The following is a 25507-nucleotide window of genomic DNA, read 5'->3' on the forward strand; positions in this document are numbered from 1 at the left end:
CCGGAGCCCCGTCCCATGTCCGCTGACCCGACCGCCACCGAAGCCCTCCTCACCCGTCTGACCCCCGCCCCCGCCTTCGACGACCCCCCCACCCTCGTCCCCATACCGGACCCGGCTCCGCCGCGGCCCCCCGGCGCGGAAAGGGGCGCGGGAACGGACGCGCCCGGCCCCGGCGCGGGGACCGCCGCCGCGAGCCCCGGCTCGGAGCCCGCGGCCCCGGCACGTACCGCCGCCGCCCCCCGCCACCGCCCCGCCGGGCCCGGGCACCCTGCCCCGGCGCTGGGTGCCGAATCGATTTCGCAGCCGGGCCGCGTCCCGGCCGGACTCGGGGCGGCGCCCGCGGGAGCGCCCCGGCGGCGCGGGCCCGCCGACCCCGTGCGGGCCGTGATGCACCGGCACCAGGCGATGGTCGCAGGGGCCGTGGACGCGTGGGAGATCGCGGCCGGCCTTGAGGCGTACGGCGTCAACGACGGGGAGGCGCGGCGGCTGCGGCACCGGGACGTCTTCGGGCTGGCCGAGGAGCTGTTCGCGCGGGTGCCGCGGGCGGTGCGGGTGGCCGCGGTGGGGGAGAGGGGGGCCAGGCGGGTGCGGCTCGGGGGGCGGGCGACCGCGCTGCACCTGCTGCCGGGGGCCGGGTGCGTGCTGGCCGCGGGGCTCCCCGTGGCGGCCGCGCCGGTCGCGGTGGTGGTGGCCGTCGCCCTGTGGGCGGCGCTGCGCGGCGGCCCGCTGCGTATCGCCCACGGCGCGGGCGCGGCCCTGTGGACGTACGGCCTGCTCGGCTTCGCGCTCTACGGCCCGCAGGCCGTCACCGCGCTGGGCGGCCGGGGCCGGTTCGACACCGGCGCCGGCACGGCCGGCTTCGCCGCGCTCGCGCTGAGCCTGGCGCCGGCCGCCGTGCTGGCCGGCTGGTTCGCGGCGGCGGCCCGCGCCCAACTCGCCCCCAGCCACGGCCTCGCCGACTTCGCCGACGCCGTGCGGCCCCGGCTGGCGGCCGCCCTCGCCGGATACGCGGCCGTGCTGGTCGCGCTGCTGCTGCTCGCCGCCGCCATGGCGGGCTCCGCCCCGCTCGCCGGGCCCGCCGCGCTGGGCGTGCTGCTGTTCACCGCCCGGCTGCTGGCCGTGCACGGCCACCCCGCCAGCGCCGCGGCGGGCCTGGCCGCGGCCTGCGCGGCCGAGGCGCTGACCCTCGTACTCGCCGCGGCCCCCGGCCATCTCGCGCCGTCCGGCGGCACCGCGGAAGCCGCCGTGTGCGGCGCCGCGGCCGCCGTACTGGCCGCCCAGGCCTTCCGCCTGCTCGCGCGGGCCGCCGCGCACCGGCGCCACTGACCTCCGTCACACCGACCAGGAGAAAGATCCGTGATCACGCAACAACGCACCACCGCACCGCTGGGAGGCACCCGATGAGAGTGCTGCTGCTCGGAGCCGACGGCTTCCTCGGCCGCCACGTCGCGGAGCGACTGCTCGCGGACCCCGCCGTCCAGCTCACCGCGCTGGGCCGCAGTGACGACGCGGACGTCAGGTTCGACCTGTCCAGCGGCGCGCCCGGCGTGCTGGCCCGCTTCCTCGACGCGGTCCATCCCGGCGTGGTCGTCAACTGCGCAGGCACCACCCGCGGCGCCGCCCGCGAACTGGTCAGGCAGAACATCGTGGCCGTCGCCACGGTGTGCGAGGCGATGCGCCGCAGCAGCATCGCCGCCCGGCTGGTCCAGCTGGGCTGCGGCTCGGAGTACGGCCCTTCGCCGGTCGGCTCCTCCACCGGCGAGGACGCCCCGCCGCGGCCGGGCGGCCCGTACGGGGTGAGCAAGCTGGCCGCCACCGAGCTGGTGCTGGGCTCCGGCCTGGACGCGGTCGTGCTGCGGGTGTTCAGCCCGGTGGGGCCGGGCACCCCGACGGGTGCGCCGCTGGGCCGGGTCGCCGAGGCGCTGCGCCGGGCGATGCAGAACGGCGACGCCGAGCTGCGGCTCGGCGGCCTGGCCGTGCAGCGGGACTTCATCGACGCCCGGGACGTGGCCCGGGCGGTGCACGCCGCTTCGCTGTCGGCCGCGCAGGGCGTGGTGAACATCGGCAGCGGGCGGGCGGTGCGGATGCGGGACATGGCCACCGCGCTGGCCCATGTCGCGGGCTACGAGGGCGCCGTCCGCGAGCTGGACGAGGCGCCCGCGTCCGGCGGCGCGATGATGCCGCCGTACCCCGACGGCTGCGGGCTGTGGCAGCAGGCCGATGTGCGTACGGCACGCGACCGGCTCGGCTGGCGGCCGCGGATCGGCCTGGAGGAGTCGCTGGCCGACGTGTGGATGGAGGCGGCATGCCGCGTCTGACCGGGTCGCCGCGCGGCACGAGGCGGCGCGGCGACCGTACGGGATTCGGCGTGCCGGCCTTCGCGCACCCCCTGGTGGCAGCGGCCGAGTGGGCCGAGATCGCCCGCCCTGGCGCACCGCTGCACTGGGTCGCCTTCGACGTGGCCCGCGGTCCGGGCAGCCGCCCCGACCCGCTGTACGCGGAGGTGACCGCCCGCGTCCGTGAGAACGGCGTCCCGCTCCTCGGACTGCTGGACGCCGAGCGGGGGCGGCGGCCGTTCGGCGAACTGGTCTCCGACGCCTCGCGCTACCTGGACTGGTACCACGTCGACGGCTTCTACCTGGACCGGGCGCCGATCGGCCCCGAGCAGGCCGCCGACTGCCACTGGGCGGTCACCACGCTGCGGGCGCTGCTGGACCGGGAGGGCAGGGGCGCCGGGCACGTCGTGCTCGGCCACGGCTGCCACCCCGACCCCTGCTACGCCGACCTCGCCGACCAGTTGGTCACCTTCGCCGGCTCCTGGGACCGCTACCGCTGGTCGGAGGCGCCGCCGTGGACGGCGGACCATCCGCCGTCGCGTTTCGCGCACCTCGTGCACGGCGTGCCCGAACTGCACCTCGACGGCGCGCTGCGGATCGCCCGCTGGCAGGGCGCGGCCACCGTGTGCCTGACCGACCGCACCGAGCGGGACGGGACCGACCCCTGGGCGGGCCTGCCCGGATACTGGGAGCGGGCGGTACGCCTGGTGGGCGGCCCCCCGGCGGACGGGGGACCGCCCACGATGTGACCGCCGGACGTCTCGGCCCTCGGACCGGGTGTCTTGGAATGAAGACCGGCGTGGCAGTGTTGCAAGGACGCGCGTGTGCGAGCACGCGACATCCGTATCGTCTGAGACCGACCAACCGTATTGCTGAGGTCCCTGTGTCGCTGCCACCGCTGGTCGAGCCGGCCGCCGAGCTCACCGTTGACGAGGTCCGCAGATATTCGCGTCACCTGATCATCCCCGATGTGGGCATGGACGGGCAGAAGCGGCTCAAGAACGCCAAGGTGCTGTGCGTCGGCGCCGGCGGTCTCGGCTCGCCGGCCCTGATGTACCTGGCCGCGGCCGGTGTCGGCACGCTCGGCATCGTCGAGTTCGACGAGGTCGACGAGTCGAACCTGCAGCGCCAGATCATCCACAGCCAGGCCGACATCGGCCGCTCCAAGGCCGAGTCGGCCCGCGACTCGGTCCTGGGCATCAACCCGCTGGTGAACGTCGTCCTCCACGAGACCCGGCTCGAAGCCGAGAACGTGATGGAGATCTTCTCCCAGTACGACCTGATCGTGGACGGCACCGACAACTTCGCGACCCGCTACCTGGTCAACGACGCGTGCGTGCTGCTCGACAAGCCGTACGTCTGGGGCTCCATCTACCGCTTCGACGGCCAGGCGTCGGTCTTCTGGTCCGAGCACGGCCCCTGCTACCGCTGCCTGTACCCCGAGCCCCCGCCGCCCGGCATGGTGCCCTCCTGCGCCGAGGGCGGCGTGCTCGGCGTGCTCTGCGCGTCGATCGGCTCGATCCAGGTCACCGAGGCCATCAAGCTGCTGGCCGGCATCGGCGAGCCGCTGGTCGGCCGGCTGATGATCTACGACGCCCTGGAGATGACGTACCGCACGGTCAAGGTCCGCAAGGACCCGGACTGCGCGGTCTGCGGCGACCACCCCACGGTCACCGAACTCATCGACTACGAGGCCTTCTGCGGCGTCGTCTCCGAGGAGGCGCAGGCCGCGGCGGCCGGGTCGACGATCACTCCCAAGCAGCTCAAGGAGTGGATCGACGACGGCGAGAACATCGAGATCATCGACGTCCGCGAGCCGAACGAGTACGAGATCGTGTCCATCCCGGGCGCGAAGCTGATCCCGAAGAACGAGTTCATCATGGGCAGCGCCCTCTCTGCGCTGCCGCAGGACAAGCGGATCGTGCTGCACTGCAAGACCGGCGTGCGCAGCGCCGAGGTGCTCGCGGTGCTGAAGTCCGCGGGCTTCTCCGACGCCGTGCACGTCGGCGGCGGCGTGATTGGCTGGGTCAACACCGTGGAGCCGCACAAGCCGATCTACTAGATCCGGCGGTAGGCGGCGACACACGACGGCGGGGCCGGCACTTCGGTGCCGGCCCCGCCGTCGTGTGTGCGCCTGCCGTCGTGTGTGCGCCTGCCTACAGCTCGCCGCGGCGCGAGAGCTGCGTGAAGGACAGCCAGCCGGGCAGCACCGGCAGCCAGAAGGTCAGCAGCCGGAAGAAGAGCACCGCGGGGGTGGCCACCTCCTTGGGCAGGCCCGCCGCGATCAGGCCACCGGTCAGCGCCAGTTCGACCGCGCCGACACCGCCGGGCGTCGGGGCCGCGGAACCCAGCGCATTGCCGGCGAGGAAGACGACGGCGACAGCCGCGTAGCTCAGATGCCCGCCGAAGGCCCGCACGCAGCCGTCCAGGCAGATCACGAAGGTCACCGTCACCATCAGCGTGCCGCCGATGCCGGTGGCCAGCTTGCCGGGCCGCTGCAGGACGTCCAGCATGCGCGGCACCACGCCGGCGAACAGCGCCCGCACCCGGGTGGACACGAACTTCCGCAGCGCCGGCACCGCCGTGACCACCAGCACCAGCACGCCCGCGGTCAGCAGCCCCGCCATGACCGTACGGGACGGGGACAGCGACGGCGTCTTCTCCGTACCGGTGATGAAGCCGAAGGTCATCAGCAGCAGGACGTGCATGCCCAGGCCCACCAGCTGCGAGGCGCCGACACTTGCCACGGCCAGGCCCGGACGCACCCCGGCCTTCTGCAGATAGCGGGTGTTCAGCGCCACCCCGCCGACCGCGGCGGGCGCCACCAGCTTCACGAACGACCCGGCGATCTGCGCCTGCACCGTCCGCAGCAGCGACAGCCGCTCGGGCACGAAACCGGCCAGCGCGCACGCGGCGGCGACGTAACTTGCCACGGATCCCGCCACCGCGATCGCCGCCCAGCGCCAGTCGGCATTGGCGATGGCATGCCCGATCGGCACCGAGCTGAGCTGGGACAGCAGGAAATACGCGGCAAAGGCACCGGCGATCACGGTGATCAGGGTGCGCGGCTTGATGCGTTCCAGCCGCACCGGCTCGACCGGCGCCTGCGGGCGGATCAGCAGCACCTGCTGCCGGATCCGCGAGAGCAGGTCCTCCTCGCGGGCCTCTTCCAGCGCGTCCTCTATGGCCCGCTTCTCCGCCTTGCGCTCGGCCTTGGAGACGCCCTTCTCCTCGCTCTTCTCCTCGGCCTCCTCGACGTCGGCGCGCACGCCCCCGCCATGGGACGCCGCGCGCGCCGCCGCGTCCTGAGCCCGCTTCAGGTCGCGGGCGTGCTTCTCGGAGGCGGAGGCGGCGAGCACCGCCTCGCGCTCCCGCTGGGCGCGCTCCCTGGCCAGCTGCTTGAGCTGTGCGCGGGTGGCGCGGCTGAGCGCGATCGGCTGGAGCAGCGGCAGCGAGTTGGCCACCGCGTCGGGGCCGAGCACCGCCACCGCGGACGCCACCGCCCGCTCCGGGCCGACCCGCAGCGCCATCGTCGTCAGCAGCTGCGCCACGTCCATCCGCAGCACGATGTCGCCCGCCGCGATCTCACCGCCGCGCAGATCGGTCAGGAAGACCCGCCCCGACCTGTCCACCAGCAGTGACTCGCCGACCAGCCGCCGGTGCGCGATCCGCCGCGACTGGAGCGCCCGCACCTGCGTCCAGGTCTCCCGCAGCAAGGTGTCGGTGATCTCGTCGTCGGTCAGCGTGTCGAGACGCCGGCCGCCGATGTGCTCGTAGACCAGCATCACCGCGTCGGGGCCCAGTTCCGACGTGGCAATGAGCTTCGGGGCGTTGGCACCCGCGGCGATTGCCGCGTAGGCGAGCAGCGCCTCCTGCTCCAGCGCCTGGCGCAGCGACAGCAGGGAGCGCCGCTGGGTGATGCCGCCGACCAGGGACAGCCGCCGCCACGCCCGGTAGAAGAAGCCGTGCGCCTGCTGCTCGCGGTCCACCACCGTGACGTCCAGCGGCGGTCCGTTCTCCAGGATGACCAGATAGCCGCGTCCGCGGTCGGAGTCCGCGGTCTCCGGGCGGTCCTCCTGCACCCGGCGGGCGGTCTGCGCGCTGAAGCCGACCCGGCGCAGCCCGGCGAGCAGCTGCCGCCCGGTGGGCCGGACGTTCGGCGAGCCCACCGCGTAGACCGTGCCGTAGGCGACGGTCCAGCCGATCAGCACGGTCACCGCGATCGAGAACGGCGTCGTGTAGCCGCCGACCAGCACCGCGAAGGCGTCGAGCAGCAGCACGCACCACAGCGCCACCCGCCAGCGCGGGCGCCGCGCCATACCGACCGCCGTGACGTACGCGATGACCGGCGCCAGATACCCGTGCACGGGGTCGGTCATGCCGGTGCCGGACGGCGCGTTGTGGGTGAGCGCGTCGCGGATCGGACCGGGCGCCGAGTTGGTCACCCACAGGTCGGTGGCGAGGGCCGTGCCGTGCGCCAGCACGGCGGCGAGCACGCCGTCGGCGATACGCAGCCCGTCCCGTTTGGCCAGCCTCTCGATGGCGAAGGCGACGGGCACGATCAGCACCGCGATGCTCGCCGTCAGGCCGGCGAACGACGCGAGCGCGTCCGGCGCGTGGTCGGTGCCCTTGGCGATGTCCGTTTCGAGGCCGGTCGTCGTCGCGTGGGCGAAGCCCGCGACGGCCAGCACGACGGCGATGCCGAGCAGCCCGAAAAGGAACCGCATCAGGTCGGCGGGCCGGTGCACCCGTGCGGCGAGCAGCGGTTCGTCGACGGCGACCGGGGTCGGGCCGGGCTCGGGGACGTCGCCGCGGGCGTGCTCGTCGCCGGCCGCGTCGTCGCCGGTCGCGTCGCCGCCGGTCGCGTCGCCGCCGGTCGCGTCGCCGTCGGCGCTCAGGTGCGCGCCGGTGCGCGGCTCGCTGCCGGCGCTTCCCGCGGCGGGGGGCGGTTCGCCGTTGGCGCTTTCCGCGGCGGCGGGCGCTTCGTCGTTGGCGCCGGGGGGCGGTTCGCCGTTCGCGTCGCCGTTCGCGCCGGTGAGCGGTTCGCTGTCGGCGCCGGGGGGCGGTTCGCCGCCGTTCGCACCGGTGTCCGCGCCCGGGGGCGGCTCGTCGGCGCCCCCGGTGGGCGCGGCGCCGTTCGTGCCGGCCTGCGCGCCGGTGTCGGCGCCCCCGGCGGCGTCGGGCTCGCCCCCGTCCGCGGCGCTGCCCCTGCCGCGGTTCTCCGCGTCGCCGTCGGCGTCGCTCATTGCGTCCGCCTTGCCCTTTGCGCCGTTCTTCGAGCTGCCCCTGGGGAGGCCTTTCGCGCCGCCACCGCCGCGGGCGGTGCGGTCCGCGGCGTCGTCGCCGCCGGGCCCGGGCGCGGGCAGCGCTTTACGGGCGCGGGAGGCCCCTCCGGCCTTGTCCGCGCCCGGCTGATCCGCGTCGGTCTCTTCTTGATCTCGTATCACCAGTCACCGCCGGGACGATGGTGGCACGACCGCTGTCCGGATGGCACCGGAACCCCCCGGTGTCGGTGGTCTGGGGCAGGATGGGTCGGATGAGCGAGGAAGACGACCCCGGCACACCCGGTGACTACGCGGAGCGGGTGCTCGACACCGTCGACCTGATCCCGGCCGGGCGGGTGATGAGCTACGGCGACATCGCCGAGTGGCTCGGCGAGGGCGGCCCGCGGCAGGTCGGCCGGGTGCTCGCGCTGTACGGCAGCGGGGTGCCGTGGTGGCGCGTGGTGCGGGCCGACGGCGTCCTGCTGCCCGGCCACGAGCTGGGCGCGCTGGACGCCTACCGCGCCGAGGGCACACCGCTGCGGACCGCGGGGCCCGCCACCGAGGGCCACATACCGCGGATCGACATGCGCCGGGCGCGCTGGGACGGGCGCACGCCGGGCGCGGACGGCGCCGCCGACGGCTGAGGGCCGGAAGCTCATGCCCTCAAGCTTCCGCCATCCGGGGCCCGCGCACGGCATCGGCGCCCCGTAAGGAGTGTCCGGCGTGTCCATGGGCCGCCTGCGGCGCGCGGGGAGCACGGCGTAGCGTCGGGCGAACCCCGCCCCGGGCTGAACCCGCCTCCGCGACCGCAACCGCACCACTGCTCGAGCCTCCGAAGAACCGGCGAACCACGTGATCCTGTCTCCCCCTCCCGCCCCGGCGGCCTCCGCGGCCGTCGGCTACCGCCTGCTGCGCACGCCTCCCGCGCCCGTGGCGCCCCCTGTGCTGGACGCGGCACAGCGGGCGGTGGTTGAGCACAGGGAGGGACCGCTGCTGGTGCTCGCCGGCCCCGGCACCGGGAAGACGACCACGCTGATCGAGTCGGTGCTGGCCAGGGTGCGGGCGGGCACCGCGCCGGACAGGATCCTGGTCCTCACCTTCAGCCGCAGGGCCGCGGTCGACCTGCGCGACCGGATGGCCGCGCGCGGCCTCGGCGGGCTCACGGCGAGCACCTTCCACTCCTTCTGCTACGCCCTGGTCCGCGAGCACCAGCCTGCCGAAGCCTTCCAGGAGCCGGTCAGGCTGCTGTCCGGCGCCGAGCAGGACCTGCTGGTCCGCGAGCTGCTGGCCGGCCAGGCGGCGCTGGAGCGGGAGGGCCGCGGCCGGGTGCGCTGGCCCGACGACCTGCGGGCCGCGCTCACCACCAGGGGCTTCGCCGACGAGGTGCGCGCGGTGCTGGCCCGCACCCGCGAACTGGGCCTCGGCCCGGTCGCGCTCGCCGACTTCGCCCACCGCATCGGCCGGCCGGACTGGACCGCGGCGGCGGCCTTCCTCGACGAGTACCTGGAGGTCACGGAGCTGGGCGGGATGGTCGACTACACGGAGCTTGTGCACCGGGCCGTCCTGCTCGCCTGGCGGCCCGAGGTCCACCAGGAGCTGACCCGGCGCTACGACGCGGTCTACGTCGACGAGTACCAGGACACCGACCCGGCCCAGGTGCGGCTGCTGCGGGCACTCGCCGGGCAGGGTCGCACCCTGGTCGCCTTCGGTGACCCCGACCAGTCCGTCTACGCCTTCCGCGGCGCCGACATCAACGGCATCCTCGGCTTCCCCGAGCAGTTCCCCCGCCGGGACGGGACGCCGGCCGACGTCAGCGTCCTGCGCATCTCCCGGCGGGCCCGCGCCGGCCTGCTGGCTGCCACCCGCCACCTGACCGCCCGCATGCCGCTGCCCCGGCTCCCCGCCGACGCGGTCCGCGCCCACCGCGCCCTGACGGCGCAAGCCCAGGGCGGCACCGTCGACGTCCGCACCTACCCGACCGCGGGCGCCGAGGTCGAGTCCATCGCCGACACCCTGCGCCGCGCCCACCTCGAAGACGGCCACGCCTGGCGCACGATGGCCGTCCTCACCCGCACCACCGCCGCCCTCGCCCCCCTGCGCCGCGCCCTGACCTCGGCCGGCGTCCCCACCGACCTCCCGCCCGCCACCACCCCCCTCCACACCGACCCGGCCCTCACCCCCCTCCTCCTCGCCCTCCGCCTGGCCGCCACCTCCCTCCTCCCACCCCCTCAGGCCCCCGAAGGACCCCTGGGCGAGCAGACCGCGGGCGCCCCGCCCCCGCAGCAGCCGGACGTGCCGGCGGACGGCTCCGCGGGCGCCCCGCCCCCGGAGCAACCGGGCGTGCCGGCGGACGGCGTTTCCTCGGCGCCTTCCGGGGGGCCCGGCGAGGAGGGCGGGGTGGGGTCGTCCGGAGGCTCCCAGGGCGCTCTCGGCGTATCGGCGGACGGCGTTTCCTCGGGACCTTCCGGGGAGCCCGTCGGAGCTCCCCTGGGCGCTCCCGGCGTGCTGCCGGACGGCGCTTCCTCCGTTCTTCCCGGGGGGCCTGTCGAGGACGGCGGGGTGGCGGCGCCCGGAGACATCCAGGGCGCGTCCGACGTGCCGCCGGACGGCCTTCCCTCGGCGCTTCCCGGGGAGCCGGTCGGAGGCGCGTTGGACCCCCCCGGCGTGCCGGCGGACGGTGTTCCCTCCCGGGGACCCGGGGCGTCGGCTTCGCGGGGGCTCCCCGCGGGTTCGGGGGCGGCCGGGGAGGTCGGGGTCGGGGTTGAGGACGCGTTGACGCTGCTGGCGTCGCCCCTCGGCGGCATGGACGCCGCCGACCTGCGCCGGCTGGGCAGGGCGCTGCGCGAGGAGGAGCGCGCGGCGGGCGTGGCGGTGCCACGCCCGTCGGACGTGCTGATCGCCGAAGCCGTCGCCCAGCCGGAGAGGCTGGTCGCCCACGACCCGTCGTACGCCCGCGGCGCCCGCCGCGTGGGTGCGCTGCTGCGGGCGGCCCGCGACACCCTGGCCGGCGGCGGCACCGCCGAGGACGCCCTGTGGACGTTGTGGAACGGCACCCCGTGGTCGGCCCGCCTGGAGCGGGCCGCCCTGCGCGGCGGCGCGGCGGGCCGCAACGCCGACCGCGACCTCGACGCGGTGTGCGCGCTGTTCGAGACCGCCGCCCGCGCGGAGGAGCGCACCGGCGGCCGCGGCGCCCTGAACTTCCTGGAGGAGCTGTCCGCCCAGGACATCGCGGCGGACACGCTCGGCGGCAGGACCGTACGCCCTGACGCCGTCCAGCTGATGACCGCGCACCGCGCGAAGGGCCTGGAGTGGCGCCTGGTCGTGGTGGCGGGCGTGCAGGAGGGCGTGTGGCCCGACCTGCGCCGCCGAGGCTCGCTGCTGGAGGCGGACCGGATCGGGCGGGACGGCATCGCCCCGCCGCTGAGCCAGGGCGCGCTGCTGGCCGAGGAGCGCCGGCTCTTCTACGTCGCCACGACCCGCGCGAGCGAGCGCCTGCTGGTCACGGCCGTGAAGTCCGCGGCGGACGACGGCGACCAGCCGTCCCGCTTCCTGGCGGAGCTGGGCGTCGCGCCGCAGGACGTGACGCACCGCCCCCGCCGCCCGCTCGCGGTCGCCGCGCTGGTCGCGGAGCTGCGCGCGACCACTGTCGACCCGGCGGCCTCGCCGGCGCTGCGCGAGGCCGCGGCCCACCGGCTGGCCCGCCTCGCCGCGCTGAACGACGACGGCCACCCGCTGGTCCCGGCCGCGCACCCGGACCGCTGGTGGGGCCTGTACGAGCCGACCGCCTCCGCGGTGCCACTGCGGGACCGCGACCAGCCGGTGGCGCTGTCGGGCAGCGCCCTGGACCAGCTCGCCAACACCTGCGCCCTGCAGTGGTTCCTGGGCCGCGAGGTCAAGGCGGAGCCGCCCGCCACCGCCGCCCAGGGCTTCGGCAACGTCGTGCACGTCCTGGCCGACGAGGTCGCCTCGGGCCGCGCCCCGGCCGACCTCGACGTGCTGATGGCCCGGCTGGACTCCGTATGGGACGCGCTGGCCTTCGACGCGCCCTGGAAGTCCCGGCAGGAGAAGGACAACGCGCGCGCCGCCCTGGAGCGGTTCCTGCGCTGGCACGTCATGGAGCGCGGCCGCACCCCGGTCGCCACCGAGCACGACTTCGACGTCACCCTTGCCGCGGGCGACGCCCGGGTCCGTATCCGCGGCAGTATGGACCGGGTCGAGACGGACGCGCAGGGCGCGGCCTATGTCGTGGACTTCAAGACCGGCCGCAGCAAGCCGACCGCCGACCAGGTGGCCCACCACCCGCAGCTGGCGGTCTACCAGCTGGCCGTACGCGAGGGCGCCGTCGACCCGCTCTTCGGCGGCCGGCCGACGCCTCCGGGCGGCGCGGAGCTGGTGCAGTTGCGGCTGGGCGCGACCCGCCGCGAGGGCGGCGAGACCCTTCCCGCGGTGCAGCGGCAGGAACCGCTGGCGGGGGAGTGGGCGGAAGAGCTGCTCGCCACCGCGGCCGGCCGGGTGCTCGACGAGCGTTTCACCCCGGCCGCGGGCCAGCACTGCACGCACTGCGCCTTCCGCGCCGCCTGCACGGCCCGGCCGGAGGGCCGGCACATTGTGGAGTGACACCGGCGTACGTCCCCGCGCCCGGTAATGGCCGACGTGGGGAGCAGGGACGCCGACCTGCCGGGCGGGCGGGACCTTCGGCGGCCTTCGGCAAGGCCGCCCTCAGCATCGACCCGGCAACGGGCAAGGCCGCCCTCAGCATCGACCCGGCAACGGCTTCACCGTCTGACCTGCGGCCCACCGGACGACCGGTGGGCCGACCGGTGGACTGACCGGTGGACTGACCGGTGGACCGACCGGTGGGCCGCAGGTGTCCGCGGCTGCGGATAGCCTCCATAAGGTGGCAACCCGCATCCATTCGCCTGAGCAGCTCAGAGAGCTGCTCGGCATCCCGTTCACCCCGGAGCAGACGGCGTGCATCACCGCGCCGCTCGCGCCGGGCGTGATCGTGGCCGGAGCGGGTTCCGGCAAGACGACGGTGATGGCCGCGCGGGTGGTGTGGCTGGTCGGCACCGGGCAGGTCGAGCCCGAGCAGGTGCTCGGCCTGACCTTCACCAACAAGGCGGCGGGCGAGCTGTCGGAGCGGGTGCGCAAGGCGTTGGCGCAGGCCGGCATCACCGACCGGGACCCGTACGACCCGAGGGTGGAGCCGGGGGAGGACGGTGAGCAGCCGGCCGCCGGCGACCCGCACATTGCCACGTATCACGCCTTCGCGGGGCAGCTGCTCAAGGACCACGGGATGCGGATCGGCCTGGAGCCCACCGCCAGGCTGCTGGCCGACGCGACCCGCTACCAGCTGGCCGCCAAGGTGCTGCGGGCCGCGCCGGGGCCGTATCCGGCGCTCACCAAGGGCCTGCCGACGCTGGTCGGCGATCTGCTCGCGCTGGCCGGCGAGCTGGCCGAGCACCTGGTACCGGCCGAGAAGCTGCGCGCCCACGACACCGCGCTGGCCGCCGAGCTGGCCGACCTCGACCCGGCGAAACGCGGCAACGCGTGGGTGAAGGACGTGGCGCAGGCGGTCGCCGCCCGCCGGGACCTGGCCGGGCTGGCCGCGGCCTACCGCGACGACAAGCGGCGCCGCGACCTGCTGGACTTCGGCGACCAGATCGAGCTGTCGGCGCGGCTGGCGCAGACCAGGCCGGAGGTCGGGGCGCTGCTGCGCGAGCAGTACCGCGTGGTGCTGCTCGACGAGTACCAGGACACCTCGGTCGCCCAGCGGCTGCTGCTCGCGGGGCTGTTCGGTGGCCGCAGCGGGCACCCGGTGACCGCCGTCGGCGACCCCTGCCAGGCCATCTACGGCTGGCGCGGCGCCTCCGTGGCGAATCTCGACGACTTCCCGCGGCATTTCGCGCACCCCGACGGGAGCCCGGCCGACCGCTACTCGCTCAGCGAGAACCGCCGCTCCGGCGGCCGGCTGCTCGACCTGGCCAACACCCTGGCCGCCGAGCTGCGCGCCCGCCACGAGGGCGTCGAGGCCCTGCGTCCCGCCCCCGGCGCCGAGCGCGCCGGGCAGGTGCGCTGCGCCCTGCTGCCGACCCAGCAGGACGAGACGGCCTGGCTCGCCGACTCCATCGCCCACCTGGTGGGCACCGGCACACCCCCCGGCGAGATCGCGGTGCTGTGCAGGACCGCGGCACATTTCCCCGAGATCCACGCCGCGCTGGTCGGCCGCGACATCCCGGTCGAGGTGGTGGGCCTGTCCGGGCTGCTGCACCTGCCCGAGGTCGCCGACCTGGTCGCGGTGTGCGAGGTGCTGCACGACCCGACCGCGAACGCCGCCCTGGTCCGGCTGCTGACCGGACCGCGCTGGCGGATCGGCCCCCGCGACCTGGCCCTGCTCGGCCGCCGCGCCCGGCTGCTCGTACGGTACGGGTCCGCGGGAGGCGACGGGCGCGACGCGCTGGCGGCCGCGGTGGAGGGCGTCGACCCGGCCGAGGTGATCTCGCTCGCGGACGCGCTGGAGACCTTCCTGGACGCCGACCCGGACGACGGGCTGCCCTTCTCGCCGGAGGCGCGGGTGCGGTTCGCGCGGCTGGCGGTGGAGATACGGGAGCTGCGCAGGGCGCTCGCCGACCCGCTGATGGACGTCCTGCACCGGGTGCTGGCCGTCACCGGCCTGGAGGTCGAGCTGTCCGCGTCCCCGCACGCGCTGGCCGCCCGCCGCCGCGAGACGCTGACGTCGTTCCTGGACGTCGCGGCCGGTTTCGCGGCCCTGGACGGCGAGGCGACGCTGCTGGCCTTCCTCGGCTTCCTGCACACGGCCGCGCAATACGAGAAGGGTCTGGACAGTTCGCTGCCGGGCGGCGAGAACACGGTGAAGGTGCTCACCGCGCACAAGTCCAAGGGCCTGGAGTGGGACGTGGTGGCCGTGCCCGGCCTGGTCGCCAAGGGCTTCCCGAGCGAGCGCGGGCGGGAATTGTGGCCGGTCAACGCCAAGGTGCTGCCGCACGGGCTGCGCGGTGACGCGGCGACACTGCCCGACGTGCCGGAGTGGACGCGCGCCGGGCTGGACGGCTTCCGCGGCGCCATGAAGGAGCACCAGCGCATCGAGGAGTTGCGGCTCGGCTATGTGACCTTCACCCGGCCGCGCTCCCTGCTGCTCGGCTCGGGCCACTGGTGGGGGCCGACGCAGAAGGCGCCCTTCGGGCCCTCGGTCTTCCTCGACGCCCTGCGCGAGCACTGCGAGGCCGGCCACGGCGAGATCGAGGTGTGGGCCGAGCCGCCCGCCGAGGGCGCCACGAACCCGGCGCTGGACGGCGTCAGGGACCACCCGTGGCCGCTGCCGCTCGACCCGACGGCCCTGCGCAGGCGGCGCTGGGCGGCGCGCACGGTGCTGGCCTACGCGGCCGCCGAGGAGGCGGCGGGGGAAGTGGAGGACCCGGCGGCGGGAAAGCCGGGGATTCCCGGTGCGCGGGGTGAAGCCGCGGCAATTGCCGCGCCCGGCGGCGCGGGCGGCACCGCCGACGCCGGGCCCGGCGGCCTCGATCCCGCGGAGGCCAGGCTCGTCGCGTCCTGGGACCGCGACCTGGACGCCCTCGCGGGCGAGCTGCGCCGGGCGCGGGCGACCGTGCGGGACGTGCCGCTGCCCGCGACGCTCACCGCGAGCCAGGTGATGCGGCTGGCCTCCGACCCCGACGGGCTCGCCCGTGAACTGGCCCGCCCGCTGCCCCGCCCGCCGGCTCCCGCGGCCCGGCGCGGCACCCGCTTCCACGCCTGGGTCGAGTCGCGCTTCGACGCCCGCCCGCTGTTCGGGCCCGAGGACCTGCCCGGGATCGAGGGCGGCGACGACATCGCGGACGAGGCGGACCTGACGGCGCTGAAGGAGGCATTCCTGCGCAGCCCCTACGCCGACCGCACCCCGCACCGCGTCGAGGTCCCGGTGCACCTCACCCTCGGCGGCCGGGTCGTCAGGGGCCGGATCGACGCGGTCTACCGCGACGGCGACGCATATGGCCACGCCGAGGCAATGGGCCACGCCGGTGCGATGGGCCACGGGGAAGACGACGGCGACACGTACGAGATCGTCGACTGGAAGACCGGCCGCGTCCCCGCCGCGTCCGCCGACCCGCTGCAACTGGCGGTCTACCGGCTGGCCTGGGCCGAGCAGCACGGCATCCCGCTGGAGCGGGTCCGCGCCGCCTTCCTCTTCGTCCGCACCGGCGAGGTGGTCCGCCCCGCGGCCCTGCCGGGACGGGCCGAGCTGGAAAGGCTGCTCGGCGCCGACGACTGACCGGACCGGGCGGCATGGGCGCCTGGCGGACCCGTACCGGTGCCGCGGGCGCTGCCGGGCTAGGCTGCTGGTGACGCGCCCACCTCGGACGACGTGGCGTAGCCGAACCGTCACTGGGAATTTCCCGGACGGCAGGCGGTTGGGACCGGGTGGACGGCATGGTGGTGCGCCTGCGGTACGGCACACCACGCACTACGGAGATGGAAGCAGCCTTGACCGGACTCGACGCGACGGACCGACCGCTGGCACTCACCTATTCGGGGGTGGACCGTGCCGCGCACCACCGGATGGACGAGGCGTGGCTCGCCGCGGCATGGAGCCACCCGTCGACCCGGGTGTTCGTGGTGTCCGGCGGTCAGGTGATGGTCGAGGACGGGCCCGACGGCCATACCGAACTCGTGATGACCCCGGCGTTCGACGCGCCGGAGACCGAGATGCACCGCTACTTCCTCGGCATCGCGCCGGATGGGGTGCGCTACTTCGCGCTGCAGAAGGACGCACTGCCGGGCCGGATGGACGGCGCCGCGCGGGCCGCGGGTCTGCGCGAGGTCGGCGGGCTGCTGTCGCCGCTGGAAGCCGGGCTCATGGTGCACGCGGTGGCGCTGGAGAACTGGCAGCGGATGCACCGCTTCTGCTCCCGCTGCGGCGAGCGCACCGTCATCGCCGCCGCGGGCCACATCCGGCGCTGCCCGGCCTGCCTGACCGAGCACTACCCGCGGACCGACCCCGCGGTGATCATGCTGGTCACCGACGACCAGGACCGCGCCCTGCTCGGCCGGCAGCTGCACTGGCCCGAGGGCCGCTTCTCGACGCTGGCCGGATTCGTGGAACCCGGCGAGTCCGTCGAGGCGGCGGTGCGCCGCGAGGTCGCCGAGGAGGTCGGCGTCACGGTCGGCGACGACGTGACCTACGTGGCCAGCCAGCCCTGGCCCTTCCCCTCCAGCCTGATGCTGGGCTTCAACGCCCGCGCGGTCTCGTCGGAGATCACCGTCGACGGGGAGGAGATCCACGAGGCCCGCTGGTTCTCCCGCGAGGACCTGCGCGCGGCATTCGCGTCGGGCGAGGTGCTGCCGCCGTTCGGCATCTCGATCGCGGCCCGGCTGATCGAGAGCTGGTACGGCGCCCCGCTGCCGCGTCCGTAGCGGCCGCGGGGCCTCCTCGGCGGCGCTTACGCGCCCAGCGCCTGCTTGACCTGCGCGAGGCTCGGATTGGTCATCACGACCTCCGCGCCACCGGCGGCGGGCACGATCTGCAGCGTCGGCACGGTCTGGTTGCCGCCGTTCGCCTCCTCGACGAACTTCGCCGACTCGGGGTGCTCCTCGATGTTGATCTCGGTGTAGGCGATGCCCTCGCGCTCCATCTGGCCCTTGAGTCGGCGGCAGTAGCCGCACCAGCTGGTGCTGTACATGGTCACGGTGCCCGGCATCGGTGTCGCTCCTCGTCGCGAGAGAATCTGGCTCTCGCTCAACGCGTGCCGCAGGCCCGGCATTCCGGCCGCGTATCGGCATGCATGCGGGCACGCATTCCGTCACGGCCTGTGGATAACTTTTCCGGGCTGTCGGCCGGACCTGGCAGAGTGGCGGTTGTGACTGCGACAACCCACGACTCGCTCTTCCCCGCGGTGCCCGACTCCGCGGACGCGGTGCTCGACGGCCTGGACCCCGAGCAGCGCGCCGTCGCGACGGCGCTGCACGGCCCGGTGTGCGTGCTGGCCGGCGCCGGCACCGGCAAGACCCGGGCGATCACCCACCGGATCGCCTACGGGGTGCGGGCCGGCATGCTCCAGCCGGCCAGCGTGCTCGCGGTCACCTTCACCGCGCGGGCGGCCGGCGAGATGCGGGGGCGGCTGCGGCAGCTCGGCGCCGGGGGAGTGCAGGCCCGCACCTTCCACTCGGCGGCGCTGCGCCAGCTGCAGTATTTCTGGCCGCGCGCGATCGGCGGCGAGATGCCCCGGCTGCTGGAGCGCAAGGTCCAGCTGGTCGCGGAGGCCGGCGCGCGCAGCCGTATCCGCCTCGATCGCAACGAGCTGCGGGACGTCACCGGCGAGATCGAGTGGTGCAAGGTCACCCAGACGGTGCCCGAGGACTATCCGGCGGTCGCCGCGAAGACCGGGCGCGACGTGCCGCGCGACCCGGCCGAGATCGCCCGCATCTACACGACCTACGAGCAGCTCAAGCGGGACCGCGGGGTGATCGACTTCGAGGACGTGCTGCTGCTGACGGTCGGCGTGCTGCAGGACCGGCCGGACGTGGCCGACACCGTCCGCTCGCAGTATCAGCACTTCGTGGTGGACGAGTACCAGGACGTCAGCCCGCTCCAGCAGCGGCTGCTCGACCTGTGGCTCGGCGGCCGGGACGACCTGTGCGTGGTCGGCGACGCCTCGCAGACCATCTACTCCTTCACCGGCGCCACCCCGGACTTCCTGCTGGGCTTCAGGACACGCTATCCGGCGGCCACGGTGGTGAAGCTGGTCCGCGACTACCGCTCGACCCCGCAGGTGGTGGGCCTGGCCAACGGGCTGCTCGCCCAGGCCCGCGGCCAGGCGGCGGCGCACCGCCTGGAGCTGATCTCGCAGCGCGAAGCGGGCCCCGAGCCGGCGTATGCCGAGTATCCCGACGAGCCGGCCGAGGCCGAGGGCGCCGCCCGGCGGATCAGGGAGCTGATCGCCTCCGGGGTGCGGCCCAGCGAGATCGCGGTGCTCTACCGCATCAATGCCCAGTCCGAGGTCTACGAGCAGGCGCTCGCCGACGCCGGGGTGCCCTACCAACTGCGCGGCGCCGAGCGGTTCTTCGAGCGGCCCGAGGTGCGCGAGGCGGGGCTGTTGCTGCGCGGCGCGGCGCGCGCGTCGGCCGACCCGGAGGGCGCGGCGACCGTGCCCGAGCAGGTGCGGGCGGTGCTCAGCTCGCGCGGCTGGGCCTCGGAGCCGCCCGCCGGCTCCGGCGCCGTCAGGGACCGCTGGGAGTCGCTGGCCGCGCTGGTGCGGCTGTCGGAGGACTTCACCGAGGCCCGTCCCGACGCGACCCTCGGCGACTTCGTCGCCGAACTGGACGAGCGGGCCAATGCGCAGCACGCGCCGACCGTCGAGGGCGTCACCCTGGCGTCGCTGCACGCGGCCAAGGGCCTGGAATGGGACGCGGTCTTCGTGGTCGGCCTGACCGAGGGCACCCTGCCGATCACCTTCGCCAAGACCGACGAGCAGGTCGAGGAGGAGCGGCGGCTGCTCTACGTCGGCGTCACCCGGGCGCGGCTGCACCTCGGGCTGTCCTGGGCGCTGTCCCGCTCGCCCGGCGGGCGCGGCGGGCGGCGGCCGTCGCGGTTCCTCGACGGGCTGCGGCCGGGTTCCGCGTCGCGCGGCGCCCGCGCGGCTAGCGGCGGCGCGGGCGGGGTGGAGCGCGGTGCCGGCGGCCGCAAGAAGCGCGGCCCCGTGCTGTGCCGGGTGTGCGGGCGGACGCTGTCGGACGCGGGTGAGATCAAGCTGATGCGCTGTGAGGACTGCCCCTCCGACCTGGACGAGGCGCTGTACGACCGGCTGCGGGCCTGGCGCACGACCCAGGCCAAGGCGCTCGGCCAGCCCGCCTACTGCGTGTTCACCGACCGGACGCTGCTGGCCATCGCCGAGGTCAGGCCGGAGGGCGCGGCCGAGCTGTCGTCGATCCCGGGGGTCGGCGCGCGCAAGCTCGACAAGTTCGGCCCCGACGTGCTCGCGCTGTGCGCGGGCCAGGAGCCGGGCGGCGCACCGCAGGACGAGCCGGACGGCGAACCGCAAAACGAGCCGCACGACGAGCCGCCGGACGAGCCGCAGGACGAGCCGGACGGCGGTCCTGACGACGGGTCGGCGGAAGTTCAGGAATCTTCTTGAGAAGAAGCCGAAAAACAGTTTGCGCATCCCGCGGAGGTCCCCATAGCCTTCACGAGCGCGGTTGAGAACGGCCCTTCCAAGAGCCCACCCGATCGTGATGTACTAGGCAAGTACGGTCCTTCATCCTTACGAGACGCCGAGAGGAGGCGAGCCCAATGACCAGCCAGCTGATCTCCACCAAACTGACCGATCGTTCGGTCGTCGCCGCCTGCCCGCTCGGCATCTCGCTGCCCGCCACCGGTCTCATGTCCGCCCTGCTCCCGGTTCTTCCGACCCGTGTGCGCAGTGAGCGACCGACCGAGGCGCCCGCGGTAGCGACAGCGACGAAGGCGGAGGCGCATGCCTTTGCCTCCGCGGCTGCGGCCAACGGCGCCGGCAATGGCATCTCCGGCGGCGCGTACGGCGCCAACGGTTACGTGATCGGACAGCAGAAGACGCAGCAGTACGGCAAGTGGGCCTTCCGCGGGCTCGAACCCTGGAGTGATCCAGCCTGATAGCGCATCAGGTCGGCACCTCAGGGCCGCGGAATCCCAGACCGGGATCCGCGGCCCTTCTGTTTTCCCCAGAAGACAGCGTCTCCACGGAGACACAACCGAAGACCGGCCGACCAGGCCGACCGACAGACGAGGAACGAACCCACCGTGCCTACCGCCCAGCACGCACCGTCCGGACCCACGCCAGACCTGAGCCGCCCTCCCGCACAGCCCCCGGAGACCACCTTGCTGCCCCTCACCGAGCTCGACGACGAGATCGAGCGCCTCGGCGTGCCCGTCCCCTGCCGCACCTACGACCCGGAGGTCTTCTTCGCCGAGTCGCCGGCGGACGTCGAGTACGCCAAGTCCCTCTGCCAGACCTGTCCGGTCCGCGAGGCCTGCCTCGCCGGCGCCAAGGACCGCCGCGAGCCCTGGGGCGTCTGGGGCGGCGAGCTGTTCATCCAGGGCGTCGTCGTACCCCGCAAGCGGCCCCGTGGCCGCCCGCGCAAGGACGCGGTTGCGGCATGAACGCCAAGAAGCTCAGGACACCGGGGACGATCGACCGCCCCCTCCACCACGACCCGATGAATCAGGCTCCGATGACACCCACCCGCATCGAACAGACCGCACGTACTTCCGACGCCATGGCGTCGCACCAGAACAGGACCCTCGAAATGCAACTCATGCCAGAAGCACTGGCTCGTGCCCAAATGCAACAGCGGCTCTACGAGGCCGAGCACGAACGCAGGGCATCACGGCTCATCGCCGCCCGGAAGCTGCAGCGGCGCGCCGAGCGCGCGTCCCTGCGGGCCCGGCGGGCACTCGCCCTGGCCGTGATGCAGTAGGCGTCAGGCCGCGACACGACAGAGCGCAGCACCCGACGCGTAACCGGGAGCCAACCGGAGCGCGGAAGCGGGCGCGGCGCTGAGCACCACCGCACGTCGCCCGCGGGGCCGGTCCAAAAGGACCGGCCCCGCGGTGCGTTATGCCGACAAACACGGCAGGCGCGGAGGTATCGTCACCCAGTGGATCAGAAGAACGCATCGACCACGACCACATGCGCCCGCTGCGGGACCACCCACGCCGGCCGGCCGCTGACGTGGACCTGCTCCGTCGAGAACGGCCGCCGTGTCTACTTCTGTGACGACTGCGCCCGCCGCCATCTGCGCAGCATCGAGAGCCGGCTGGACTCCGCCTGGTGGTAGCCGGATGACACCCCCGGCGCTCAGGCCGACTCCGCGGCCCCCTCCGGGTCGAAGCCGGGCAGCCACTCGCGCAGTTCCGCCCGCAGCCGCACGGTCGCGCCCAGCTGGCAGAGCACTCCGACGGTGCTCAGCGTCACCCGGTGGATCAGCAGATACGACGGCGGCAGATTCAACTGCTTGCCCAACTGGTGGGCCGGGGAGCGCGGATCGGCGATCCTGGCCGCCTGCGTCCGCATCCAGCCCCGGTCGAAGGAGAACTCCTCGCGCCCGGCCGGCTCGATGATCGGCTTGAGATAGTCGAGCACCGCGTCGGAGTCCAGCTTGATCGTCGGCTTGACGAAGCCCTCCTCGCGCAGCATCGCGTGCACCTGCTCCGCGTCACCGGCGAGCGCCAGCCGCAAGGCGGTGCCGATCGGCAGCGGCAGCCCCTCGGGCAGCCGGTCGACGGTGCCGAAGTCCAGCACCCCGAGCCGCCACCCGGAGGCGGGCCCGTCGTCGACCAGCAGCCGGAAATTTCCCGGGTGCGGGTCGGCGTGCAGCAGCCCGGTGCGGGCCGGGCCGGCGAAGAGGAAGTGCGCGAGCAGCTGCCCCGCCCGGTCGCGCATCTCCTTGCTGCCACCGGAGATCACCTCCGACAGCGGCACGCCGTCCATCCACTCGGTGACCAGCACCTGGTCGGCCTGGTGCACCACGTCGGGCACCACGACATCCGGGTCCCCGGCGAATTCCACCGCGTGGGTGTGCTGGGCGTCGGCCTCCAGCGCGTAGTCCAGCTCCTCGGCGACCCGCTCGCGCAGCTCGGCCAGCAGCGGCTTGACGTCCATGCCGGGGACGAGCGGCCCGAACAGCCGGGCCACCCGGCCCAGCTGCGCCAGGTCCGACAGCAGGGCGTCCCCCGCGCCGGGATACTGCACCTTCACCGCCACCTTGCGGCCGTCGCTCCACACCGCCCGGTGCACCTGCCCGATCGACGCCGCCGCGGCCGGGACGTCCTCGAACTCGGTGAACAGCGAGCGCCAGTCCTTGCCGAGCCGCTCGGCCAACACCCGGTCGATGGTCCTGGCCGGCATCGGCGGCGCGGCTTCCTGGAGCCTGGTCAGCGCGGCCCGGTAGGGACTCGCGACGTCCTCGGGCAGCGCGGACTCGAAGACCGACAGGGCCTGGCCGAACTTCATGGCCCCGCCCTTCAGCTCGCCCAGCACCTTGAACAGCTGCTCGGCTGTGCGCTCCTGCAGTTCGACCGCCACCTCGTCGGCCGGCCTGCCCCCCAGGCGCTTCCCGAGCCCGAGTGTGGCCCTCCCGGCGAACCCCAGGGGGAGCGCTGCCAGCTTCGCGGTCCGGGTCACCGCCTTGCGCGGAAGATCAGACATGCGCTCCTCGTTTCGCCTCGGTCACTTTCGCCATTGTGCCTCCCCCCGCCTACGCCCCGGTCAAGAGCGGGTCAGCATCCGTCAGCTGTCACTATTTGGGATTTTCTGTCCGATTGCCCGTCTCGACCGACGGACCGCCTCCCCCGATCGTCACCCTGCGTACGTGACTTCTCCAGAATGCCCCATTCCTTCGCATCGCCGACCGGGTTATCCACAGGCTGTGGGGAATAGTCGTTCAATATGCGTAAGAAGCGAGGTGATTCCGATGGGAACCGGCCTGGGGACAGGACGTCCCGCGCGCCCAGCGGGTACGGTCGACAGCGTGTCCGCCGATCCAGCGCGAAATCTCGCCAGTCAGCCCGCCCGCGGCCACCGGACGAGCGCGGTGGAAGTGCGCCGCAGCGCCCGGCGGCGGCAGACGGTGTCTGCCTACCGCGACGGCGACCGCACGGTCGTCCTCATCCCGGCCCGGATGTCGGCCGCCGAGGAGCAGCGCTGGGTGGCCGTGATGCTGGAGAAGCTGGCGGCCCAGGAGAGCCGCAGGATGCCCGGCGACGACGAGCTGGCGGCCCGCGCCGAGCGCCTCTCCGAGCAGTACCTGACCGGCCGGGCGGTCCCTGACACGGTCCGCTGGGTGACCAACCAGAATTCCCGCTGGGGGTCCTGCACCCCGTCCGAGGGCAGCATCCGGCTGTCGCACCGGTTGCAGGGCATGCCCGAGTACGTCATCGACTACGTGCTGCTGCACGAGCTGGCGCATCTGCTGGTGCCGGGCCACGGCCCCGCCTTCTGGAAACTGCTGGAGTGCTACCCGCGCACCGAGCGGGCCCGCGGCTTCCTCGAAGGGGTCGTCGCCGCCGACCGGCTGCCGCACGCGCCGGGCGGCCGGGAGGGCCCCGGCATCGGGGACGGCCGGGACACCCGGGGCGACAGAGAGGGCCGGGAGAGCCGCGAGGGCCACGAGGTCCGCGGGGAATAGCCGCTGTCGGCGCGACCGGTTAGCCTGACGCCACGCAAGCGCAGCGAGGACGGGATGGGGGCCGGTCGATCCATGGCCAGGGAATTCGAGCGTGGCCACAAGGCCAAGATCAGCGATCTGACCGCGGGGACGGATCTCTACGTCGGCGTGTCGATCGCGGGTCCCGGCCTGACGTTCGACATCAGCTGCTTCGGTCTCGACGCCAAGGAAGAGCTGTCCGACGACCGCTACTTCATCTTCTTCAACCAGCCCAAGTCCCCCGAGGAGTCCATCCAGCTGCTCGGGGCGCAGTCCGGCGACACCGAGTCCTTCCGGGTGACTCTCGACCGCATCCCGCCCGCCGTGCAGCGGCTGTCCTTCACCGCCACCATCGACGGCGGCGGCCAGATGTCCCAGGTCGGCCCCGGCTATCTGCGGATCGTCGCCGGGGGCGAGGAAGTCGCGCGCTACGCCTTCACCGGCTCCGAGTTCACCACCGAGCGGGCCGTGATGCTCGCCGACATCTACCTCAAGGACGTCTGGCGCTTCGCCGCGGTCGGGCAGGGCTTCGACGGCGGCCTGGCCGCGCTGCTGCGCAACTTCGGCGGCGAGGTCGCCGAGGAGGAGGAGCCGGCGGCGCCGCAGCAGGCCGCGGCGCCGGGCTTCGCGCCCCCCGCCGGACCCGCCCCCGGTTTCGCCCCGCCGCCCGGCGGCCCCGCCCCGTCCTTCGGCGCACCCCCGCCCGCCCCGGCCCCCGCGCCGCCGGCGTTCGGTACGCCGCCGCCCGCCCCGGCTCCCGCGCCGCCGGCGTTCGGTACGCCGCCCGGTGGGCCCGGGCTGCACCAGGCGCCCACCATGGTCGGGCCGCTCGCGCCCGCCCCCGGCCAGCCGGCACCGCCGCCCTTCGGCCAGGTCCCGCCGCCCGGCCCGACCCCGGGCCAGATCCCCGGCCAGTCCGCGCCGCCGGGACCGCCCGGATATGCCCAGCCGCCCTTCGGCCAGCAGCCGCCGCCCGGATACGCGGCGCAGCCCGCCTTCGGCCGGCAGCCCGCCGGATACGGACAGCCGCCGGTGCCCGCGCAGGGCGCGGGCATGGCCGCGGCGATGCAGAAATACCGCGAGCTGCCCACCGGCCAGCGCTGGACGCAGCAGAATCCCAAGATGGTGCGCGCCGACCTCAGCCAGGCCGGCGGCCAGCCGGTGCTCGCCCGGCAGGGCAGCATGGTGCTTTACCAGGGCAAGGTCGACTTCGGCTACAAGGGCGCCGGCTTCACCGGCCGGATCGTCGGCAATATGACCGGCCAGGAGATGCAGCTGATGCGCTGCACCGGCGGCGGCCAGGTCTTCTTCGCCGAGAACGCCGCGTATCTGCACCCGATCGAACTGCAGGGCGACGCCATCTGCGTGTCCGCGGAGAACGTCCTCGCCTTCGACGAGAGCCTGCAGCACGAGGTGCGCAGGATCGAGGGCCACGGCATTCCCGGCGGCGCGCTGTTCACCATGCAGTTCCAGGGCACGGGCACGGTGATCGTGAAGACCCACGGCACCCCGGTCGTCCTGCCCGTCACCCCGACCACCTACGCCGACAGCAACGCGATCGTGGCGTGGTCGTCCGCCGCCCAGGTGATCGTCTCCAGCCAGGTGCGGCTGCGCAGGACCGCCTACCCCGGCCACAGCGGGGAGACCGTGAACCTCCAGTTCCGCGGTGCTCCCGGCAATTTCATCGTCGTCCAGCCCTACGAGGTGTGACCCGCC

At 74.4% G+C, this 25507-nt stretch carries 18 protein-coding genes; 15 read left to right on the top strand and 3 right to left on the bottom strand.

The features are described from left to right. The first annotated feature begins 15 nt into the window (after positions 1-15). The 4 genes from BUE44_RS02510 (at position 16) to moeZ (ending at position 4398) form a co-directional block, all read left to right on the top strand. Positions 16-1326 carry a hypothetical protein gene (locus BUE44_RS02510; protein ID WP_079189409.1) on the top strand — a complete coding sequence of 437 codons (1311 nt, stop codon included), beginning with the start codon at positions 16-18 and terminating at the stop codon, positions 1324-1326. Positions 1327-1400: 74 nt separating this feature from the next. Continuing rightward, positions 1401-2318, top strand: coding sequence for an NAD-dependent epimerase/dehydratase family protein (locus tag BUE44_RS02515; RefSeq protein WP_073493099.1), 918 nt, complete (start codon positions 1401-1403; stop codon positions 2316-2318). Next, positions 2306-3085 (top strand): spherulation-specific family 4 protein, encoded by a 780-nt coding sequence (locus BUE44_RS02520; RefSeq protein WP_073493101.1) that lies wholly within the window; start codon positions 2306-2308, stop codon positions 3083-3085. Before BUE44_RS02515 ends, BUE44_RS02520 begins: the two co-directional genes overlap by 13 nt. 134 nt (positions 3086-3219) lie before the next feature. Continuing rightward, entirely contained in the window at positions 3220-4398 is a 1179-nt protein-coding gene (moeZ, locus tag BUE44_RS02525; protein WP_073493103.1) for an adenylyltransferase/sulfurtransferase MoeZ, read from the top strand. A 94-nt stretch (positions 4399-4492) separates the two neighbouring features. Here moeZ and BUE44_RS02530 read toward each other — a convergent pair whose 3' ends face one another. After that, the gene (locus BUE44_RS02530) at positions 4493-7582 is read right to left on the bottom strand and encodes a lysylphosphatidylglycerol synthetase family protein (protein WP_079189410.1); all 3090 of its coding nucleotides are present in this window, start codon (positions 7580-7582) and stop codon (positions 4493-4495) included. A gap of 290 nt (positions 7583-7872) precedes the next feature. On the opposite strand from BUE44_RS02530, the gene BUE44_RS02535 reads away from it, so the two are divergent. The 4 genes from BUE44_RS02535 to nudC all read left to right on the top strand — a co-directional run bounded on the left by BUE44_RS02535 (position 7873) and on the right by nudC (position 17029). Beyond that, a complete protein-coding gene (locus tag BUE44_RS02535; RefSeq protein WP_407639983.1) occupies positions 7873-8244 on the top strand; it encodes an MGMT family protein in 372 nt (123 codons plus the stop codon). 208 nt (positions 8245-8452) lie between these two features. Then, a complete protein-coding gene (locus BUE44_RS02540; protein ID WP_235001865.1) occupies positions 8453-12217 on the top strand; it encodes a UvrD-helicase domain-containing protein in 3765 nt (1254 codons plus the stop codon). A gap of 280 nt (positions 12218-12497) precedes the next feature. Beyond that, entirely contained in the window at positions 12498-15887 is a 3390-nt protein-coding gene (locus BUE44_RS02545) for an ATP-dependent DNA helicase (protein WP_073493107.1), read from the top strand. Positions 15888-16087: 200 nt separating this feature from the next. Then, complete coding sequence (gene nudC, locus BUE44_RS02550) at positions 16088-17029, top strand: NAD(+) diphosphatase (protein WP_073493109.1); 942 nt, start codon at positions 16088-16090, stop codon at positions 17027-17029. A 26-nt stretch (positions 17030-17055) separates the two neighbouring features. Here the strand turns inward: nudC and BUE44_RS02555 are convergent, their stop codons facing one another. Beyond that, positions 17056-17313, bottom strand: coding sequence for a glutaredoxin family protein (locus BUE44_RS02555; RefSeq protein WP_073493112.1), 258 nt, complete (start codon positions 17311-17313; stop codon positions 17056-17058). Between the two features lie 159 nt (positions 17314-17472). Here BUE44_RS02555 and BUE44_RS02560 point away from each other — a divergent pair, with 159 nt between their 5' ends. The 5 genes from BUE44_RS02560 (at position 17473) to BUE44_RS02580 (ending at position 21424) form a co-directional block, all read left to right on the top strand. After that, positions 17473-19746, top strand: a complete 2274-nt coding sequence (locus BUE44_RS02560) for a UvrD-helicase domain-containing protein (RefSeq protein WP_322939358.1) — start codon at positions 17473-17475, stop codon at positions 19744-19746. Between the two features lie 155 nt (positions 19747-19901). Beyond that, a complete protein-coding gene (locus BUE44_RS02565) occupies positions 19902-20240 on the top strand; it encodes a hypothetical protein (protein ID WP_073493114.1) in 339 nt (112 codons plus the stop codon). Between the two features lie 147 nt (positions 20241-20387). Beyond that, the gene (locus tag BUE44_RS02570; RefSeq protein ID WP_073493116.1) at positions 20388-20747 is read left to right on the top strand and encodes a WhiB family transcriptional regulator; all 360 of its coding nucleotides are present in this window, start codon (positions 20388-20390) and stop codon (positions 20745-20747) included. After that, complete coding sequence (locus BUE44_RS02575; protein WP_073493118.1) at positions 20744-21064, top strand: hypothetical protein; 321 nt, start codon at positions 20744-20746, stop codon at positions 21062-21064. Before BUE44_RS02570 ends, BUE44_RS02575 begins: the two co-directional genes overlap by 4 nt. Before the next feature lie 180 nt (positions 21065-21244). Further along, positions 21245-21424 carry a hypothetical protein gene (locus tag BUE44_RS02580; RefSeq protein ID WP_073493120.1) on the top strand — a complete coding sequence of 60 codons (180 nt, stop codon included), beginning with the start codon at positions 21245-21247 and terminating at the stop codon, positions 21422-21424. Positions 21425-21444: 20 nt separating this feature from the next. Here the strand turns inward: BUE44_RS02580 and BUE44_RS02585 are convergent, their stop codons facing one another. Continuing rightward, positions 21445-22794 (bottom strand): ABC1 kinase family protein, encoded by a 1350-nt coding sequence (locus BUE44_RS02585; RefSeq protein WP_073493122.1) that lies wholly within the window; start codon positions 22792-22794, stop codon positions 21445-21447. 322 nt (positions 22795-23116) lie between these two features. Between BUE44_RS02585 and BUE44_RS02590 the strand changes: the two genes are divergently transcribed. Next, positions 23117-23773 carry a M48 metallopeptidase family protein gene (locus tag BUE44_RS02590; RefSeq protein ID WP_235001866.1) on the top strand — a complete coding sequence of 219 codons (657 nt, stop codon included), beginning with the start codon at positions 23117-23119 and terminating at the stop codon, positions 23771-23773. A gap of 72 nt (positions 23774-23845) precedes the next feature. After that, positions 23846-25501: a TerD family protein gene (locus BUE44_RS02595; RefSeq protein ID WP_073493124.1), complete on the top strand. Its 1656-nt coding sequence runs from the start codon at positions 23846-23848 to the stop codon at positions 25499-25501. Positions 25502-25507: the final 6 nt, after the last annotated feature.

This window comes from Actinacidiphila paucisporea, assembly GCF_900142575.1.
Classification (GTDB): Bacteria; Actinomycetota; Actinomycetes; order Streptomycetales; family Streptomycetaceae; genus Actinacidiphila; species Actinacidiphila paucisporea.

Bases quoted from the DNA above. Each gene is read 5' to 3' on its own strand.
- BUE44_RS02535 (WP_407639983.1), top strand. From the start codon at position 7,873: ATGAGCGAGGAAGACGACCCCGGCACACCCGGTGACTACGCGGAGCGG.
- nudC (WP_073493109.1), top strand. From the start codon at position 16,088: ATGGAAGCAGCCTTGACCGGACTCGACGCGACGGACCGACCGCTGGCA.
- BUE44_RS02520 (WP_073493101.1), top strand. From the start codon at position 2,306: ATGCCGCGTCTGACCGGGTCGCCGCGCGGCACGAGGCGGCGCGGCGAC.
- BUE44_RS02565 (WP_073493114.1), top strand. From the start codon at position 19,902: ATGACCAGCCAGCTGATCTCCACCAAACTGACCGATCGTTCGGTCGTC.
- BUE44_RS02555 (WP_073493112.1), bottom strand. From the start codon at position 17,313: ATGCCGGGCACCGTGACCATGTACAGCACCAGCTGGTGCGGCTACTGC.
- BUE44_RS02530 (WP_079189410.1), bottom strand. From the start codon at position 7,582: ATGAGCGACGCCGACGGCGACGCGGAGAACCGCGGCAGGGGCAGCGCC.
- BUE44_RS02595 (WP_073493124.1), top strand. From the start codon at position 23,846: ATGGCCAGGGAATTCGAGCGTGGCCACAAGGCCAAGATCAGCGATCTG.
- BUE44_RS02585 (WP_073493122.1), bottom strand. From the start codon at position 22,794: ATGTCTGATCTTCCGCGCAAGGCGGTGACCCGGACCGCGAAGCTGGCA.
- BUE44_RS02515 (WP_073493099.1), top strand. From the start codon at position 1,401: ATGAGAGTGCTGCTGCTCGGAGCCGACGGCTTCCTCGGCCGCCACGTC.
- BUE44_RS02510 (WP_079189409.1), top strand. From the start codon at position 16: ATGTCCGCTGACCCGACCGCCACCGAAGCCCTCCTCACCCGTCTGACC.
- BUE44_RS02575 (WP_073493118.1), top strand. From the start codon at position 20,744: ATGAACGCCAAGAAGCTCAGGACACCGGGGACGATCGACCGCCCCCTC.